The organism is Rhizobium sp. BK275, from assembly GCF_014193555.1.
Classification (GTDB): domain Bacteria; phylum Pseudomonadota; class Alphaproteobacteria; order Rhizobiales; family Rhizobiaceae; genus Rhizobium.
Genome location: NZ_JACHZL010000003.1, coordinates 335772 through 352356, shown reverse-complemented (window position 1 = coordinate 352356; position 16585 = coordinate 335772). Strand labels below are relative to the sequence as shown.

Sequence of the window (16585 nt, the reverse complement as noted above, 5' to 3'; positions counted from 1 at the left end):
GCAAAGACAGACCTGAAATAGAAAGCTCCGGAAACGGGGCTTTTTCATTTTCAGGCGTCCGCAGAAATGTCGATTCCGTGAAAGAACGCACCCGATAGTTCGGCGATCTCCTCGTGAACATCAGCACGTTCAATACCCGCCGGATCGGTAAACAGGAGCTCTGCAAAGGAGAGTCCCAATGCCGTGCCTTCCGGCAGGAAGATATAATGCCCAAGACCGCCCGGAAGGATTTTCAAGGTGCTTCGATCAAGCCGCGCATGCAGCCATGACGAACATTCTTCGGCCGGGGCCGTGTTGTCGGCATCGCCGACCAGAATGAGAGCGGGCTTGTGGATGGCTTTCAGGCTCTCCTCGCTGAAGCCGCGGATAGATCGACCCGGCGCGCAGACCAGCGCTGCCCTGATTCTGTCGTCCCGATAGGATCGCGACATCCGCGACCATGATTCGCGAAATGCCGTGCTCGTGCGGAGCAGCGACGGGATATGATCGGCGAGATCGGGAAACTCCCGCGGGCCACGTGGCCCTCCAGGTTTCAGCCTGGATTGTTCGAACTGCGAGAATTGAGCGACGGCACCGAGAAGCAGCATCACCGTATAGGCGCCAGCTGAAAATCCGGCGGCGAACACGCTGTCCGTATCGATATGTCCGGCCAGATCGCCCTGCCAGTCTTTTCGGCGGTCGAGCATGAAGCTCAGATCGGGCGCGCGCTCCCAGAGACAGGCAAAACCCTCGGCGCGATAAGCTTCGCCGCCGGTATTGCCATGATGGTCGACGCCGAGAGCGATAAAACCACGATCGACCAGACGGCGGGCGAGCCATTCCAGCCCGGCTGCCGAGCCGCCGGTACCATGCGACAGCAGGACCAGCGGATAGGATTTCGTCGCCGGGCGGATGGGCGCATCGCGGGCGACCGCGGCCCTCCGGAACCAGCTTCGTCCCGGAATTTCGGTTTCAAGCGAGCCCTCGGCTGCCGGATACCACAGGGACCAGCGAACAGGTCTTGGGCCGGTCCCGCCCCAGTCAGGCCGCGTCTCGTCATGGAGAATGCCTTCGCGAAAGCCGAGTTTCATGGCTTAGCCCCGATGAATAGCCTGCGACGCTCAGTTCGTCGCTTTCTCCACGGTAATATCGCCGAACTCGTCGATCAGCACCGTCCAGCCGTCGGATTCGGCAGCAGCATCGGTCTTCAGGTAGACCGTGGCGAAAAGGCCCGGCTCCTTGATGATGCCGCTCGAATTCTCGGGCCGGATATCCGTGACATAGGGTTTGAGGTCGCTGATTTCCTGCAGTTCGACCGTCGAGACGATGGCAGGTCCGGCGTCGCTCTGCGCGATCTGCTGCAGATAGATCTTGGAGGTTTTGTCCGGCTGGCGCACGGCGAAAAGCTTGTAATAGCCGTGCCGCTGCTGCGGTTTGGCATCCTCCCCGCTCACATTTTGGGTGCTGACGCTCTGCGTGGTTGTCGGGGCACGCTCGACCGGCAGCGAATTGCCGTCATCTTCCCAATAGCCGGTGCTGGTCGCGAAGATGATCGAGGCCGGCAGGATATCGTCGTGAACGGTCTGCGCCTCGGCGGCGGTCGCCCAGCCCGAAACAAGGAGCGCCGTCATAAATGCTTGCCGCATCGCCATCATTTCAATCCTCGAACTGTTCCGCCAGAATCCGGTCCGACCACGAGCGGTCGGGATCGGAAAGGATGCGTGCCGTCATGTCCTCGGACTGGGCGATGCGCACATGCAGTATGGATTTGATCTCGGTATTGTCTGCGACCGCATTCACAGGCCGCTTCTCGGCTTCCAATATATGGATGTCGACGGTCACCCGGTTGGGAAGTAGCGCTCCGCGCCAGCGCCGCGGCCGGAAGGCGCTAACCGGCGTCATGGCGAGGAGGGGCGCGTCAAGCGGCAGGATCGGACCGTGGGCGGAAAGATTGTAGGCGGTCGAGCCGGCAGGCGTGGCCACCATCAAGCCATCGCAGATCAACTCCTCCAGCCGCACGCGCCCATCGATTTCCACCCTGAGCTTCGCTGCCTGATAGGATTGCCGGAAAAGATAGACTTCGTTGATCGCAAGCGCCGACGAGTTGCTGCCGTCGGCATTGGATGTCGTCATCTTCAGTGGGTGAAACGCATTCTCGACGGCGGCACAGATGCGGTCGTGCAGGCCGTCCGTCTTGTAATCGTTCATCAGAAAGCCGACGGATCCGCAATTCATGCCGTAGACGAGCTTGCCGCTGTTCATCGTGCTGTGCAGCGTCTGAAGCATGAAGCCGTCGCCGCCGAGCGCGACGATCACATCGGCCTCGTTTGCGGGCACATCGCCGTAAAGGCGAATCAGCTCGTCTCGCGCGGCGAGCGCTTCCGTGGTCGGCGAGGCGATAAAAGAAAGCGTCTGAAATGACCGGCCCATGCAATGCCCTTTGTTATGCTGCTCTAGCTAAAGGATAAAGGGCTTCTACGACAAGACGTTTTGCGTCTGCTGCCGGAGTTTGGGCGATCCTGGAAACAAAGAGATAGGCCGCCGCCCTTCGATCGATATGTCGCAGCAGGTTACGTCCGCGCTCGAATTGAATCCTTATCGAAGCGCCGATGGCACAAAACCTCCGCTGTGGATAGATTTGCCTCGTTGCCGGAAAGGGCAAATTTTCTTTACAAAAGATCAGAATCTGCTACTTCGCAGCCATTGCCCTTGTAGCTCAGTTGGTAGAGCACCTGATTTGTAATCAGGGGGTCGCGGGTTCGAACCCTGCCGGGGGCACCAGTTTTCCAGCCATTCCATTACATGAACAGAGACTGAAGGGTCGATTCAGCAGCAATTCAGACGCGCTCGATCATTCTCGCTTCATCAGAAACGAGGAAGTGAGCCATGAGGATCTCCAGTTTTCTCCTAGCAGCCGCCATTTCGGCCGGTACTTTGTTTTCCGCCGTAGCCCCGGCTGCGGCTGTCCCTCTCGACCGTCCTGCCGTCTCGCAACGGAGCGATGTGATCCAGGTCCGTGGCGGCGATCGGGATTGGGGTGATCGCGATAGGGGCGATCGGGATTGGGGCGATCGCCGTGACTGGCGCGAGCGCCGCCATTGGCGTGAACGTCGTTACTGGCGCCCGGCCTGGGGTTATGAGCGCCGCTGGAGCCCGTGGCAGGAAGAGCGTTGGCGCGAGCGTCAATATTGGCGGCGCCATCACGGCGGACCCTATTGGCTCTATCGGAGCTGAGACCCTATTGGCTCTATCGGAGCTGAGTGAGGCAAGCCGCCTTCCAACCCCGAACAAAATCCCGTCGCAAGATTTCGAGCTTGCGACGGGATTTTTGCGCGACCTGTATTCGGTCGCAGCGGAACTGCTCGCAGAAGGAAACCGCGAAGGCGCATGGTCGTTGGCGGACCCGGCTTTCACCGCCATATTTTTGTTCAACGCCCTTCATGGGGTCGTCAATCAGGACGATGCCGGCGACGATGGAGCCAGCTGCGCAAAGCTGCTTCGTGATATCGAGGATAACGTCCTGCGCCTCGTTCGCTGAGACGGCAACGACGGCATCTTCGGGCGCACGAACATTTAAATCCCTGTTTGTCTTGCGGGATTGAACATCCGACAGCTTGGTGGGTTCCGGACCGGCTATTGCGCTGGCTGGGGCGGATTTGCCGGTGCCGTCGGCGCGAGCGGGTCGGGCTGCCGGATCGGATGCGATTTATCGACCCAGATGAGGCTCAGAATGATCATGACAAGGACCGCGATGAAGAGAACGCCGAAGATCAGCGGTCGAAATGCCATAATGTGGATTTCCTTTTTGCCGGCGCCCCTGGAAAAAAGAATGTATAGCCGAGTACAATGACCGGCTGGCCTTTTCCAAGGCGGAATATGGACCATGAACGAAGGTGTTCAACCGCAAGCGCGGCAATCCTTGCCTCTGTCCACGACATATTGGTGGTGGCTGCCCGAGAAGCCGGGCATTGACACCTATGCCTTCAGGTGCAGCCTTGCCGCATAAAGGGCAATCGCCGCGGCATTCGACACGTTCAGCGATTTGATGGCGCCGGGCATATCGAGGCGGGCGAGCGCGCTGACGGTCTCCCGTGTCTTCTGCCGCAAGCCCTTGCCTTCGGAGCCGAGCACCAACGCGATTCTGCCGCCTGAGAATGTGCCTTCGAGCGGCGCCGGCCCTTCCGAATCGAGACCGATCGTGAAGAAGCCGAGCTTGTGCAACTCGCCGAGCGCATCCGAGAGATTGGTGATCTGTATATAAGGTATGAGCTCCAGCGCGCCCGAAGCCGATTTGGCAAGCACGCCCGATTCGGTCGGGCTATGTCTCTGGGTGGTGATGACGGCGCCGGCGTTGAAGGCGACGGCCGAGCGCATGATGGCGCCGACATTGTGCGGATCGGTCACCTGATCGAGCACGAGAAGCAGCGGGCTGTCCTTCAGCGCTTCCAGTCGCCGGACGGGCAGGGGGCGCGTTTCCAGCAGCACGCCCTGATGGATCGCTTCGGGGCCGAGCACCTTGTCGATATCCTGCGGCGAAACCATTTCGACCGGAATGCCGATCACGTCGGGATCGACCTCCAGTCGCGCAAGCGCGTTCTGCGTGATCGAGAGCTTGATGTTTTTGCGTTCGGGGTTTTCAAGCGCGGCGCGAACGGTATGAAGGCCGTAGAGGAAGACCTGATCGGGGGCGAGCGCCGGCGGCTTCCAGTCATCAGCGCCTCGCTTGCGCTTCTGCGGCGCTGGTGTCGGGATTTCGCCGCGTTCGCGCTTGGCGTCGCGGTGCGCGCGCCGGAGCGTTGCGTAATGCGTGTCTTTTGCGGACTTGTCGGTGGCGGGCGTGCCGCCGGATTTTTTATCTTTGCTCATGCGGCTTTATAACGATGGCGCTTGTTGCCGCATAGGCCCTCTTTCATGCGCCGGCTTTCAACGGACAATGAAATTTTTCCTGTATTTTCCATTGTCATCGTGTTGACAGACTGAAATCGTCCGGTCATATACGCGGCGCAGACGACGGGGCGGCAACGCTTCAAAGTCTGACGAACTTGGTCTTCAAGATCCGGACGAAAAACTGGAGAGATGCCCGAGTGGTTAAAGGGGACGGACTGTAAATCCGTTGGCTCAGCCTACGTTGGTTCAAATCCAACTCTCTCCACCATTCGTCATTGGATCGGACCACCCCGCGGGTATAGCTCAATGGTAGAGCAGCAGCCTTCCAAGCTGAATACGCGGGTTCGATTCCCGCTACCCGCTCCATCTGTTCCCCTTCATAGAAGACCTGTCGTAGTGCTTTGCGTCAGGGTCGGAAGGTTCTGCATTGCCGACACCATACGATGCTTGCGCGACGATTGCGGAATTTGCAGTCACGACCAGGGTCGGTGAAGACGCGAGCCCGCCCTCTTTCGATTTTTGTCTGAAATTTCAGGGATTTTGGGGAGGCGGCAGGCGAATCGTCTTGTGGGTTGCAAATTATCTCCCATATCCGGCCACACGCCAAGAATGGCGTCTGTAATTAAGTCTTGCGCAATTTCGCCGAAAGCCTTAAACGGCGGCACTAAACCGGTTCGCCGGGGTCACCCATTTTACGTCCACAGGAAGCATTCAAATGGCAAAGAGTAAGTTTGAGCGCAACAAGCCGCACGTCAACATTGGCACGATCGGCCACGTTGACCACGGCAAGACGTCTCTGACGGCAGCGATCACGAAGTACTTCGGTGAGTTCAAGGCGTATGACCAGATCGACGCGGCACCGGAAGAAAAGGCGCGCGGCATCACCATTTCGACGGCTCACGTCGAGTACGAGACGCCGAACCGCCACTATGCGCACGTCGACTGCCCCGGCCACGCTGACTATGTGAAGAACATGATCACCGGTGCCGCGCAGATGGACGGCGCGATCCTGGTCTGCTCTGCTGCTGACGGCCCGATGCCGCAGACGCGCGAGCACATCCTGCTCGCCCGCCAGGTTGGCGTTCCGGCGATCGTTGTGTTCCTCAACAAGGTCGACCAGGTCGACGACGCCGAACTGCTCGAGCTCGTCGAGCTGGAAGTGCGCGAACTTCTGTCGTCCTACGACTTCCCGGGCGACGACATTCCGGTCGTCAAGGGTTCGGCGCTTGCTGCGCTTGAAGATTCCGACAAGAAGATCGGTGAAGACGCGATCCGCGAGCTGATGGCTCAGGTCGACGCCTACATCCCGACGCCTGAGCGTCCGATCGACCAGCCGTTCCTGATGCCGATCGAAGACGTGTTCTCGATCTCGGGCCGCGGTACGGTTGTGACCGGCCGCGTCGAGCGTGGCATCGTCAAGGTTGGTGAAGAAGTCGAGATCGTCGGCATCCGTCCGACCTCGAAGACGACGGTGACCGGCGTTGAAATGTTCCGCAAGCTGCTCGACCAGGGCCAGGCCGGCGACAACATCGGTGCGCTGGTTCGCGGTGTGAACCGTGACGGCGTCGAGCGTGGCCAGATCCTGTGCAAGCCGGGCTCTGTCAAGCCGCACAAGAAGTTCAAGGCCGAAGCCTACATCCTGACGAAGGAAGAAGGCGGCCGTCATACGCCGTTCTTCACGAACTACCGTCCGCAGTTCTACTTCCGCACGACGGACGTGACGGGTATCGTGACGCTTCCGGAAGGCACGGAAATGGTCATGCCTGGCGACAACGTCACCGTTGACGTCGAGCTGATCGTTCCGATCGCGATGGAAGAAAAGCTTCGCTTCGCGATCCGCGAAGGCGGCCGCACCGTCGGTGCTGGCATCGTTGCTTCCATCGTCGAGTAATCCGGGACTATCCCCGAATAAGGAAAACCCCGCTGGAAACGGCGGGGTTTTTCGTTTCTGACGGGCGTCTGGCCGTCCATGAGATGTTGTAAAAATATCGTTAAAATTTCCAGACGCAGCACTTTATTCATCTCGCGTTCAGAAAGCGTTTTGCGATCCGGCTTTTTTGGTTCAGACTCCATCCTGTAGAAAGGAGAGCCACAATGATTCAAAAGGCCACCTTCGTTGCGACGATATTCGCAATGTATGTTTTCACAATGTTTTTCATCGCGGCAATTCCGCAAGAGGTCGTTCAGGCGGCCGGCGTGCAGCTGGATGAGGTAAGCGTCGTCAAGTGACGACCTTGCAGGATCGCCGGAAAATCCGGCGGTGATTGGAAATGACAGGGCAGGTGCTTCCGGTCGGAAGCTCCTGGCCGAAGCGGGTTTGAACCTGCTTGCGAGACGCTCGCTTGCTCTTCGCGCGGAAGAGTTTATCTATGCCTCCGATTTCATGATGCGGAGGATATTCCATGAAAAAGCGTGTTCTTTTCACCGGTGGTTCGGGCAAAGCTGGACGCCATGCCGTGCCGTGGCTCGTCAATGCAGGCTATGAGGTCCATAATGTCGATCTCGTGCCGCTGGAAAGCCCCGGTGTCACCAATCTCATTGCCGACATCACCGATAGCGGCCAGATGTTCAATGTGCTTTCCATGCACCGGGATTTTCCCGATCTGGAATCGGGCAAGGGTGTGCAGCCCTTCGATGCTGTCGTCCACTTCGCTGCGGTGCCGCGCATCCTGATCAAGCCCGACAACGAGACCTTCCGCATCAACACGATGGGCACCTACAATGTCATCGAGGCGGCGGTGAAGCTCGGCATCAGGAAGATCATTGTCGCTTCGAGCGAGACCACCTATGGTGTCTGCTTCGCCGAAGGCCATCGCGACTTCCACCAGTTCCCGCTGGAGGAAGATTATGATGTCAACCCGATGGATTCCTACGGCCTTTCCAAGGTCCTGAACGAGAAGACGGCGCGCGCTTTTGCCGAACGTTCGGGTTTTGACATCTATGCGTTGCGAATCGGCAACGTCATCGAGCCGCATGAGTACGAGAAGTTCCCGACCTATTTCGCTAATCCGGAGATGCGCAAGCGCATCGCCTGGAGCTATATCGACGCGCGCGATCTCGGCCAGATCGTCCATCTCTGCATCGAGAAGGATGGACTGGGTTTCCAGGTCTTCAACGCTGCCAACAACACCGTCTCGGCCAACACGCCGTCGAAAGAGCTCGCCAAACGCTTCTTCCCGAATGTGCCTTTCACTCGCGAGATCGGTGAATATGAAGGCCTGCTTTCCAACCGGAAGATTCGCGAAGTGCTTGGCTTCAAGGAAGAGCACGACTGGCGCAAATACGTGAAAGTCTGAGATTCCGGTTAAGTGGACATCTCTGCCGGGCTCATTGCAGACTGAGTCCGGCGGCGGCATCAGCGGCTGCCGGCCGCTTCCCCGGGCTGTCTGCGGAGAATGGTTCTGAAAATCGAAAATCGCTCTTGCATATCCTGAGCCGCCGTCTTAAAGGGAGCGCCATGCTTCTCACCGGCTCAAGATTGCAAGGTCAACGGGCTGAATGCAAAGCGTAAAGGGGTATAGCTCAGTTGGTAGAGCGGCGGTCTCCAAAACCGCAGGTCGGGGGTTCGAGCCCCTCTGCCCCTGCCATTTTCCTTGAACGGACAGCGCGGACGTATCGCAGCGTTCCGGCGAGGATTGTTTATATGGCGACAAATTTCGTCAAACGTCGGTTTCCCTCTTGTGTATTCGGAGATCGATGTTTATTTAGGGTTCAACAGACACGCGGTGCGTGGGGCTGATAGTTTCAGCTTTACGCGCCGTAATTGCGTGGGCAGTCGATGGCATCCAAATCCAATCCATTCGCGTTTCTGCAGCAGGTCCGCACGGAAACGTCTAAAGTTACCTGGCCGTCGCGCCGCGAGACGATGATCTCGACGGTCATGGTGCTCGTTATGGTTGTTTTTGCTGCGCTGTTTTTCTTTGCCGCTGACCAGCTCATTGGCTGGGCGCTGAGCTTCGTGCTCAATACCGGCAACTGATACGGGTGGAGATGAAAATGGCGGCACGTTGGTACATCGTCCACGCATATTCTAATTTTGAAAAGAAGGTGGCTGAAGACATCGAGAACAAGGCTCGCCAGAAAGGGCTTGAGCATCTGTTCGAGAAGATCCTCGTGCCGACCGAGAAGGTGGTGGAAGTGCGCCGTGGCCGTAAGGTCGATTCCGAGCGCAAATTCTTTCCGGGCTATGTCATGGTTCGTGCCAACCTGACGGATGAGGCCTATCACCTGATCAAGAATACGCCGAAGGTCACGGGCTTCCTTGGTTCCGACAACAAGCCGGTTCCGATTCCGGATTCTGAAGCCGAGCGCATTCTCGGTCAGGTTCAGGAAGGTGTCGAGCGGCCGAAGGCCTCCGTCACGTTCGAGATCGGCGAGCAGGTTCGCGTTTCCGATGGTCCGTTCGCGTCGTTCAATGGCACGGTTCAGGACGTGGACGAAGAGCGTTCGCGCCTGAAGGTGGAAGTGTCGATCTTTGGCCGTGCCACCCCGGTCGAGCTGGAATACGCTCAGGTCGAGAAGGTCTGATTTTAAGATTGGGGTTCGGTCATTGATGGCTGATCCTCGCGCGGCGAACGCCGCATCGCGTGGAAGGTGAGGGGTCTTAGCCGGACCTCAACGATCCGCACCACGCAACCGCAGCCGCCGGAGTGATCCGGCATCAAGGGTCGGGCGACCGGCCGTCAGTGAAAGGCAGAGAGATATGGCTAAGAAAGTTGCAGGCCAGCTCAAGCTTCAGGTCAAGGCAGGATCGGCAAACCCGTCCCCGCCGATTGGTCCGGCGCTTGGTCAGCGTGGCATTAACATCATGGAGTTCTGCAAGTCGTTCAATGCGGCTACGCAGGAAATGGAAAAGGGCATGCCGATTCCGGTCGTCATTACCTATTACCAGGACAAGTCCTTCACCTTCGTCATGAAGCAGCCGCCGGTCAGCTACTGGCTGAAGAAGGAAGCCAAGATCCAGTCCGGTTCCAAGACCCCGGGCAAGGGCGCAAAGGCTGGTACCCTCACCAAGGCTCAGATCAAGACGATCGCCGAAGCCAAGATGAAGGACCTGAACGCAGCAGATATCGAAGGTGCAATGGCGATGATCGAGGGCTCTGCCCGCGCCATGGGCCTGGAAGTGGTGGGTTAAGACCATGGCAGGCAAGCGCACTCAGAAGATCAACGAAGGTGTTGATCCGACCAAGCTCTACGCTCTGACGACCGCCATCGGCATGGTCAAGGAACGTGCCGTAGCAAAGTTCGATGAAACGATCGAAGTTTCGATGAACCTCGGTGTTGATCCGCGTCACGCAGACCAGATGGTTCGCGGCGTGGTCAATCTGCCGAACGGCACCGGCCGTACGGTTCGTGTCGCCGTTTTCGCTCGTGGCGTCAAGGCTGATGAAGCCAAGGCTGCCGGCGCAGACATCGTCGGCGCAGAAGAGCTCGTCGAAATCGTCCAGGGCGGCAAGATCGAATTCGATCGCTGCATCGCGACCCCGGACATGATGCCGCTCGTCGGTCGTCTCGGTAAGGTTCTCGGCCCGCGCGGCATGATGCCGAACCCGAAGGTCGGTACGGTTACGATGGATGTCGCTGGTGCCGTCAAGGCTTCCAAGGGCGGCGCTGTCGAGTTCCGCGTCGAAAAGGCTGGTATCGTTCACGCTGGCATCGGCAAGGCATCTTTCGATGCCAAGGCTCTGGAAGAAAACATCCGTGCCTTCGCTGACGCCGTCATCAAGGCGAAGCCGGCTGGCGCCAAGGGCAACTACGTCAAGCGCGTGGCGATCTCCTCGACCATGGGGCCGGGCGTCAAGATCGAAGTTGGCTCGGTCACCGCAGCGGTTACGGCTGCTTAAGTTTCATCGGGCTCCGGCCCGATTACAAGAATTCCGGCCTCGCAAGGGGCCGGGATATTCCGGAGAAATCCGGAATCCTGTCCGAGATTGCAGGTGGTTTTCCCTTAATCACTTTGCCTGCATGAGACGGGTAAGACCCGAATTGCATGAAGTTCTACTTCTAGGAAATCGGTTCGAGCCTTGGATGCCTTGTGCCTCCTTTGCCTTTACTGGCGCGGAGCGCGAGGGGACAGGATCCTCAAGCGTCGCTTGGGATCGCTTCTGATCCCAGGAGGCAAAGGCAACCCGGTGGGTCCGTTCAAACGGTCCCGCCAACTGGAGATAGGCAGTGGAAAGAGCGGAAAAGCGCGAATTCGTCACGGAACTGAACGATGTCTTCAAGGCATCGGGCTCGGTTGTCGTGGCCCACTATGCTGGTGCTACAGTCGCACAGATGAACGATTTTCGTTCGAAGATGCGCGCTGCTGGCGGCACCGTCAAAGTCGCGAAGAACCGCCTGGCCAAAATTGCCCTTCAGGGTACGGAAGCGGAAGGGATTTCCAATCTCTTCAAGGGTCAGACCCTCATTGCCTACAGCAATGATCCGATCACCGCTCCGAAGGTCGTCATGGATTTCGCCAAGACCAACGACAAGATCGTGGTTCTCGGCGGCGCCATGGGCACGACAACGCTGAACGCCGAAGGTGTCAAGTCGCTTGCGACCCTGCCTTCGCTGGACGAACTGCGTGCGAAGCTGCTGGGCATGATCCAGACTCCGGCTACCCGCATTGCAGGCGTTGTTGCAGCACCGGCAAGCCAGCTTGCTCGCGTGTTCTCGGCCTACGCCAAGAAGGACGAAGCCGCTTAAGGCGGTTTTTCGCTGTACAAACTCAACAGTTCGAACCGAACAAAAGGAACTAGAAAATGGCTGATCTCGCAAAGATCGTTGAAGACCTCTCCTCGCTGACCGTCCTGGAAGCCGCTGAGCTTTCCAAGCTGCTCGAAGAAAAGTGGGGCGTTTCCGCCGCTGCTCCGGTAGCTGTCGCTGCCGTTGCTGGTGGTGCAGGCGGTGCAGCTGCTCCGGCTGAAGAAGAAAAGACCGAGTTCGACGTCATCCTCACGGATGCCGGCGCCAACAAGATCAACGTCATCAAGGAAGTCCGCGCCATCACCGGCCTCGGCCTCAAGGAAGCCAAGGACCTCGTCGAAGGCGCTCCGAAGGCTGTCAAGGAAGGCGTTTCCAAGGCTGAAGCCGCTGACATCAAGAAGAAGCTTGAAGACGCTGGCGCAAAGGCCGACGTCAAGTAATCTTGAACTGCACTTGGGAGGCGGTATTTACGGCCTCCCATTTGCCGTTTTTCTGAACGAATTACCCAAAAGCCGCGTGAAAACGGCTTTTGGGTAATGGGTTCTTCAAGAGCATGGTCTCGAACCGAGGCGCCAAGGCAATCCGGCCTGGTTGTTTCGGGAGGTGGGACGAGGTTGAACTACTCATTGGTTGACGGGATCGACTGGCCATCGGTTCCCGTCCGTTGCAGGCCCGGATGCAATTTTTGAAGGAGCGACGATGGCTCAGACCCTTTCGTTCAATGGTCGTAGGCGCGTACGCAAGTTTTTTGGTAAAATCCCCGAAGTCGCAGAAATGCCGAACCTCATCGAGGTTCAGAAGGCATCCTACGACCAGTTTCTGATGGTTGAAGAGCCCAAGGGCGGTCGTCCCGACGAAGGCCTCCAGGCTGTCTTCAAGTCCGTTTTCCCGATCACCGATTTCTCCGGCGCTTCCATGCTGGAGTTCGTGTCCTATGAATTCGAACCGCCGAAGTTCGACGTCGACGAATGCCGCCAGCGCGACCTGACCTATGCCGCGCCGCTGAAGGTTACTCTCCGTCTCATCGTGTTCGATATCGACGAGGATACCGGCGCGAAGTCGATCAAGGACATCAAGGAACAGTCCGTCTACATGGGCGACATGCCGCTCATGACGAACAACGGTACGTTCATCGTCAACGGCACCGAGCGTGTGATCGTGTCCCAGATGCACCGTTCGCCGGGCGTCTTCTTCGATCACGACAAGGGCAAGAGCCATTCTTCCGGCAAGCTGCTCTTTGCTGCGCGCGTGATCCCTTATCGCGGTTCCTGGCTCGATATCGAATTCGACGCCAAGGACATCGTCTACGCCCGTATCGACCGCCGCCGCAAGATTCCGGTGACGTCGCTGCTGATGGCCCTCGGCATGGACGGCGAGGAAATCCTCGACACCTTCTACACGAAGTCGCTCTACAAGCGCGACGGTGAAGGCTGGCGCATTCCCTTCAAGCCGGAGACGCTGAAGGGTGCTAAGGCGATCACCGAGATGGTCGACGCCGATACCGGCGAAGTCGTTGTGGAAGCCGGCAAGAAGCTGACCCCGCGTCTGCTCCGCCAGCTCTCCGACAAGGGCCTGAAGGCCCTCAAGGCGACCGATGACGATCTCTACGGCAACTACCTTGCCGAAGATATCGTCAACTACTCGACGGGTGAGATCTATCTCGAAGCCGGCGACGAGATCGACGAGAAGACACTGGGTGTCATCCTCGCCAATCACTTCGACGAAATCCCCGTTCTTGGCATCGACCACATCAATGTCGGCGCCTACATCCGCAACACGCTGACGGCAGACAAGAACGAGAACCGCCAGGACGCTCTGTTCGACATCTATCGCGTCATGCGTCCGGGTGAACCGCCGACCATGGAATCGGCCGAAGCCATGTTCAACTCGCTGTTCTTCGATGCGGAGCGTTACGACCTCTCCGCCGTTGGCCGTGTCAAGATGAACATGCGCCTCGACCTCTCCGTCGAAGACACCGTCCGCATCCTGCGCAAGGACGACATCCTGGCCGTGGTCAAGATGCTCGTCGAACTGCGCGACGGCAAGGGCGAGATCGACGACATCGACAACCTCGGCAACCGTCGTGTCCGTTCGGTCGGCGAACTGATGGAGAACCAGTACCGTCTCGGCCTGCTCCGCATGGAGCGCGCGATCAAGGAACGCATGTCCTCGATCGAAATCGACACGGTCATGCCGCAGGATCTGATCAACGCCAAGCCGGCTGCCGCAGCCGTGCGCGAATTCTTCGGTTCCTCGCAGCTCTCGCAGTTCATGGACCAGGTGAACCCGCTCTCGGAAATCACCCACAAGCGCCGTCTCTCGGCTCTTGGTCCGGGCGGTCTGACCCGCGAGCGCGCCGGCTTCGAAGTCCGCGACGTTCATCCGACCCATTACGGCCGCATCTGCCCGATCGAAACGCCGGAAGGCCCGAACATCGGTCTTATCAACTCGCTGGCGACCTTCGCACGCGTCAACAAGTACGGCTTCATCGAAAGCCCGTACCGCCGCATCGTCGATGGCAAGGTGACCAATGACGTGCTCTACCTCTCCGCCATGGAAGAGGCGAAGTACTACGTTGCCCAGGCCAACGCCGAACTGGCTTCGGACGGCTCTTTCGTCGACGAATTCGTCGTCTGCCGCCATGCTGGCGAAGTTATGCTCGCTCCGCGCGACAGCATGAACCTGATGGACGTCTCGCCGAAGCAGGTCGTTTCGGTTGCAGCCGCTCTCATCCCGTTCCTGGAAAACGACGACGCCAACCGCGCTCTCATGGGCTCGAACATGCAGCGTCAGGCCGTTCCGCTTCTGCGCGCTGAAGCGCCGTTCGTCGGTACCGGCATGGAGCCGGTCGTCGCCCGCGACTCCGGTGCTGCCATCGGTGCACGCCGCGGCGGTGTGGTCGACCAGGTCGACGCGACGCGTATCGTTATCCGCGCCACGGAAGACCTCGAAGCCGGCAAGTCCGGCGTCGATATCTACCGCCTGCAGAAGTTCCAGCGTTCGAACCAGAACACCTGCGTCAACCAGCGCCCGCTGGTCACCGTCGGTGACGTGGTCAACCGCGGCGACATTCTCGCCGACGGTCCGTCGACGGACTTGGGCGATCTGGCTCTCGGCCGCAACGCGCTCGTCGCGTTCATGCCGTGGAACGGCTACAACTACGAAGACTCGATCCTGATGTCGGAACGGATCGTTGCCGACGACGTGTTCACCTCCATCCACATCGAAGAATTCGAAGTGATGGCTCGTGACACCAAGCTTGGTCCGGAAGAAATCACGCGCGACATCCCGAACGTTTCGGAAGAAGCGCTGAAGAACCTCGACGAAGCCGGTATCGTCTATATTGGTGCCGAAGTTCAGCCGGGCGATATCCTCGTCGGCAAGATCACGCCGAAGGGCGAAAGCCCGATGACGCCGGAAGAAAAGCTCCTGCGCGCCATTTTCGGTGAAAAGGCATCCGACGTGCGCGACACGTCCATGCGCATGCCGCCCGGCACCTACGGCACGATCGTCGAAGTGCGCGTCTTCAACCGCCACGGCGTTGAAAAGGACGAGCGCGCGATGGCAATCGAGCGCGAAGAGATCGAGCGTCTTGCAAAGGACCGCGACGACGAACAGGCGATCCTCGACCGTAACGTCTACGGCCGTCTGATCGACATGCTGCGCGGCCAGTCCTCCATTGCCGGCCCGAAGGGCTTCAAGAAGGGCACCGAGCTGTCGAACGCCGTCGTTTCCGAATATCCCCGCTCGCAGTGGTGGATGTTCGCCGTCGAAGACGAAAAGGTCCAGAGCGAGCTCGAAGCACTCCGCGGCCAGTACGACGAATCCAAGTCGCGCCTCGAACAGCGCTTCATGGACAAGGTCGAAAAGGTCCAGCGCGGCGACGAAATGCCTCCGGGCGTCATGAAGATGGTCAAGGTCTTCGTCGCTGTTAAGCGCAAGATCCAGCCGGGCGACAAGATGGCCGGCCGTCACGGCAACAAGGGTGTCGTATCGCGCATCGTTCCGGTCGAGGATATGCCGTTCCTCGAAGACGGTACGCATGTCGATATCTGCTTGAACCCGCTCGGCGTGCCTTCGCGCATGAACGTCGGCCAGATCCTCGAGACCCATCTTGCCTGGGCTTGCGCAGGCATGGGCAAGAAGATCGGCGAGTTGCTCGAAGAGTATCGCAAGACCATGGACATCACCGACCTGAAGCGCGAGCTGACGGACGTGTATGCTTCCCAAGCCAAGGACGAAGTCGCCAACTTCGACGACGCCTCGCTCGTCAAGCTGGCTGAACAGTCCCGCAAGGGCGTCTCCATCGCAACGCCGGTCTTCGACGGTGCGCATGAGCCCGACGTTGCCTCGATGCTGAAGAAGGCAGGTCTGCACGAGTCCGGTCAGTCGGTTCTGTACGATGGCCGTACCGGCGAGCCCTTCGACCGCAAGGTCACCGTTGGCTACATGTACATGATCAAGCTGAACCACCTTGTCGACGACAAGATCCACGCTCGTTCGATCGGCCCGTACTCGCTCGTTACCCAGCAGCCGCTGGGCGGCAAGGCGCAGTTCGGTGGCCAGCGCTTCGGCGAAATGGAAGTCTGGGCGCTTGAAGCCTACGGCGCAGCCTACACGCTGCAGGAAATGTTGACGGTGAAGTCGGACGACGTGGCCGGCCGCACCAAGGTCTACGAAGCGATCGTCCGTGGCGACGACACCTTCGAGGCCGGTATTCCGGAAAGCTTCAACGTTCTCGTCAAGGAAATGCGCTCGCTGGGTCTCTCGGTCGAGCTCGAAAATTCCAAGGTCGAGGATCTGCAGGCTGCAGGCCAGCTGCCGGACGCTGCCGAATAACCACTTGATAGGGTGTGCGCTCTTCGAAGGGGCGCACACCGTTCCCGCCATGGCCCCGTAATGTGTCGGTCGGGCAGGGACGCTTTCGCCGCATTCTGCGGTTATTGTCGTTTAAGCGATGGCGCGGCTCCCGGGAATTGGCCGCCAACCCTCGCAAGATAAGGGCGCTTTCGCCCATGAAGGAGACAGG

Annotated in this window: 16 protein-coding genes and 4 tRNA genes; 15 read left to right on the top strand and 5 right to left on the bottom strand. The window is 58.9% G+C overall.

What is annotated here, in order from left to right:
• Positions 1 to 50: 50 nt before the first annotated feature.
• The 3 genes from FHT82_RS11690 to FHT82_RS11680 are packed head-to-tail and all read right to left on the bottom strand — an operon-like array spanning position 51 to position 2409.
• Positions 51 to 1070 (bottom strand): dienelactone hydrolase, encoded by a 1020-nt coding sequence (locus FHT82_RS11690; RefSeq protein ID WP_183730097.1) that lies wholly within the window; start codon positions 1068 to 1070, stop codon positions 51 to 53.
• Positions 1071 to 1100: 30 nt separating this feature from the next.
• Positions 1101 to 1631, bottom strand: coding sequence for a hypothetical protein (locus FHT82_RS11685; RefSeq protein WP_183731005.1), 531 nt, complete (start codon positions 1629 to 1631; stop codon positions 1101 to 1103).
• Positions 1632 to 1635: 4 nt separating this feature from the next.
• Positions 1636 to 2409: an NAD kinase gene (locus tag FHT82_RS11680; RefSeq protein WP_183730094.1), complete on the bottom strand. Its 774-nt coding sequence runs from the start codon at positions 2407 to 2409 to the stop codon at positions 1636 to 1638.
• 275 nt (positions 2410 to 2684) lie between these two features.
• On the opposite strand from FHT82_RS11680, the gene FHT82_RS11675 reads away from it, so the two are divergent.
• Together FHT82_RS11675 and FHT82_RS11670 are read left to right on the top strand one after the other, a co-directional pair.
• A tRNA-Thr gene (locus tag FHT82_RS11675) sits at positions 2685 to 2760 on the top strand.
• A 235-nt stretch (positions 2761 to 2995) separates the two neighbouring features.
• Complete coding sequence (locus FHT82_RS11670) at positions 2996 to 3517, top strand: hypothetical protein (RefSeq protein WP_183730091.1); 522 nt, start codon at positions 2996 to 2998, stop codon at positions 3515 to 3517.
• 95 nt (positions 3518 to 3612) lie between these two features.
• Here the strand turns inward: FHT82_RS11670 and FHT82_RS11665 are convergent, their stop codons facing one another.
• Both FHT82_RS11665 and rlmB read right to left on the bottom strand, forming a co-directional pair.
• Positions 3613 to 3768: a hypothetical protein gene (locus tag FHT82_RS11665; RefSeq protein ID WP_183730088.1), complete on the bottom strand. Its 156-nt coding sequence runs from the start codon at positions 3766 to 3768 to the stop codon at positions 3613 to 3615.
• Positions 3769 to 3954: 186 nt separating this feature from the next.
• Positions 3955 to 4845 carry a 23S rRNA (guanosine(2251)-2'-O)-methyltransferase RlmB gene (rlmB, locus tag FHT82_RS11660; RefSeq protein WP_183730086.1) on the bottom strand — a complete coding sequence of 297 codons (891 nt, stop codon included), beginning with the start codon at positions 4843 to 4845 and terminating at the stop codon, positions 3955 to 3957.
• A gap of 204 nt (positions 4846 to 5049) precedes the next feature.
• On the opposite strand from rlmB, the gene FHT82_RS11655 reads away from it, so the two are divergent.
• From FHT82_RS11655 to rpoB, 13 genes are all read left to right on the top strand, one after another.
• Positions 5050 to 5134 (top strand) — tRNA-Tyr (locus FHT82_RS11655).
• 24 nt (positions 5135 to 5158) lie between these two features.
• Positions 5159 to 5232: transfer RNA gene (locus FHT82_RS11650), tRNA-Gly, on the top strand.
• 349 nt (positions 5233 to 5581) lie between these two features.
• Positions 5582 to 6757 carry an elongation factor Tu gene (gene tuf, locus FHT82_RS11645; protein WP_183730064.1) on the top strand — a complete coding sequence of 392 codons (1176 nt, stop codon included), beginning with the start codon at positions 5582 to 5584 and terminating at the stop codon, positions 6755 to 6757.
• Between the two features lie 203 nt (positions 6758 to 6960).
• Complete coding sequence (locus FHT82_RS30545; protein WP_281411246.1) at positions 6961 to 7095, top strand: hypothetical protein; 135 nt, start codon at positions 6961 to 6963, stop codon at positions 7093 to 7095.
• A 173-nt stretch (positions 7096 to 7268) separates the two neighbouring features.
• Positions 7269 to 8162: an NAD(P)-dependent oxidoreductase gene (locus tag FHT82_RS11640; protein WP_183730083.1), complete on the top strand. Its 894-nt coding sequence runs from the start codon at positions 7269 to 7271 to the stop codon at positions 8160 to 8162.
• 215 nt (positions 8163 to 8377) lie between these two features.
• Positions 8378 to 8453: transfer RNA gene (locus FHT82_RS11635), tRNA-Trp, on the top strand.
• Positions 8454 to 8644: 191 nt separating this feature from the next.
• The gene (gene secE, locus FHT82_RS11630; protein WP_183730080.1) at positions 8645 to 8845 is read left to right on the top strand and encodes a preprotein translocase subunit SecE; all 201 of its coding nucleotides are present in this window, start codon (positions 8645 to 8647) and stop codon (positions 8843 to 8845) included.
• Between the two features lie 17 nt (positions 8846 to 8862).
• On the top strand, positions 8863 to 9393 hold the full coding sequence (gene nusG / locus FHT82_RS11625) for a transcription termination/antitermination protein NusG (RefSeq protein ID WP_007817111.1): 531 nt from the start codon (positions 8863 to 8865) through the stop codon (positions 9391 to 9393).
• 175 nt (positions 9394 to 9568) lie between these two features.
• Positions 9569 to 10000, top strand: a complete 432-nt coding sequence (gene rplK / locus FHT82_RS11620) for a 50S ribosomal protein L11 (protein ID WP_112547865.1) — start codon at positions 9569 to 9571, stop codon at positions 9998 to 10000.
• A gap of 4 nt (positions 10001 to 10004) precedes the next feature.
• Complete coding sequence (gene rplA, locus FHT82_RS11615) at positions 10005 to 10709, top strand: 50S ribosomal protein L1 (RefSeq protein ID WP_183730077.1); 705 nt, start codon at positions 10005 to 10007, stop codon at positions 10707 to 10709.
• A 328-nt stretch (positions 10710 to 11037) separates the two neighbouring features.
• Entirely contained in the window at positions 11038 to 11556 is a 519-nt protein-coding gene (gene rplJ / locus FHT82_RS11610; protein WP_183730074.1) for a 50S ribosomal protein L10, read from the top strand.
• Between the two features lie 56 nt (positions 11557 to 11612).
• Positions 11613 to 11996: a 50S ribosomal protein L7/L12 gene (rplL, locus tag FHT82_RS11605; protein ID WP_004669074.1), complete on the top strand. Its 384-nt coding sequence runs from the start codon at positions 11613 to 11615 to the stop codon at positions 11994 to 11996.
• A 259-nt stretch (positions 11997 to 12255) separates the two neighbouring features.
• Entirely contained in the window at positions 12256 to 16395 is a 4140-nt protein-coding gene (gene rpoB / locus FHT82_RS11600) for a DNA-directed RNA polymerase subunit beta (RefSeq protein WP_183730071.1), read from the top strand.
• Positions 16396 to 16585 lie beyond the last annotated feature (190 nt).

Bases quoted from the DNA above. Each gene is read 5' to 3' on its own strand.
- FHT82_RS11690 (WP_183730097.1), bottom strand. From the start codon at position 1,070: ATGAAACTCGGCTTTCGCGAAGGCATTCTCCATGACGAGACGCGGCCT.
- FHT82_RS11685 (WP_183731005.1), bottom strand. From the start codon at position 1,631: ATGGCGATGCGGCAAGCATTTATGACGGCGCTCCTTGTTTCGGGCTGG.
- FHT82_RS11680 (WP_183730094.1), bottom strand. From the start codon at position 2,409: ATGGGCCGGTCATTTCAGACGCTTTCTTTTATCGCCTCGCCGACCACG.
- FHT82_RS11665 (WP_183730088.1), bottom strand. From the start codon at position 3,768: ATGGCATTTCGACCGCTGATCTTCGGCGTTCTCTTCATCGCGGTCCTT.
- rlmB (WP_183730086.1), bottom strand. From the start codon at position 4,845: ATGAGCAAAGATAAAAAATCCGGCGGCACGCCCGCCACCGACAAGTCC.
- tuf (WP_183730064.1), top strand. From the start codon at position 5,582: ATGGCAAAGAGTAAGTTTGAGCGCAACAAGCCGCACGTCAACATTGGC.
- FHT82_RS30545 (WP_281411246.1), top strand. From the start codon at position 6,961: ATGATTCAAAAGGCCACCTTCGTTGCGACGATATTCGCAATGTATGTT.
- FHT82_RS11640 (WP_183730083.1), top strand. From the start codon at position 7,269: ATGAAAAAGCGTGTTCTTTTCACCGGTGGTTCGGGCAAAGCTGGACGC.
- secE (WP_183730080.1), top strand. From the start codon at position 8,645: ATGGCATCCAAATCCAATCCATTCGCGTTTCTGCAGCAGGTCCGCACG.
- nusG (WP_007817111.1), top strand. From the start codon at position 8,863: ATGGCGGCACGTTGGTACATCGTCCACGCATATTCTAATTTTGAAAAG.
- rplK (WP_112547865.1), top strand. From the start codon at position 9,569: ATGGCTAAGAAAGTTGCAGGCCAGCTCAAGCTTCAGGTCAAGGCAGGA.
- rplA (WP_183730077.1), top strand. From the start codon at position 10,005: ATGGCAGGCAAGCGCACTCAGAAGATCAACGAAGGTGTTGATCCGACC.
- rplL (WP_004669074.1), top strand. From the start codon at position 11,613: ATGGCTGATCTCGCAAAGATCGTTGAAGACCTCTCCTCGCTGACCGTC.
- rpoB (WP_183730071.1), top strand. From the start codon at position 12,256: ATGGCTCAGACCCTTTCGTTCAATGGTCGTAGGCGCGTACGCAAGTTT.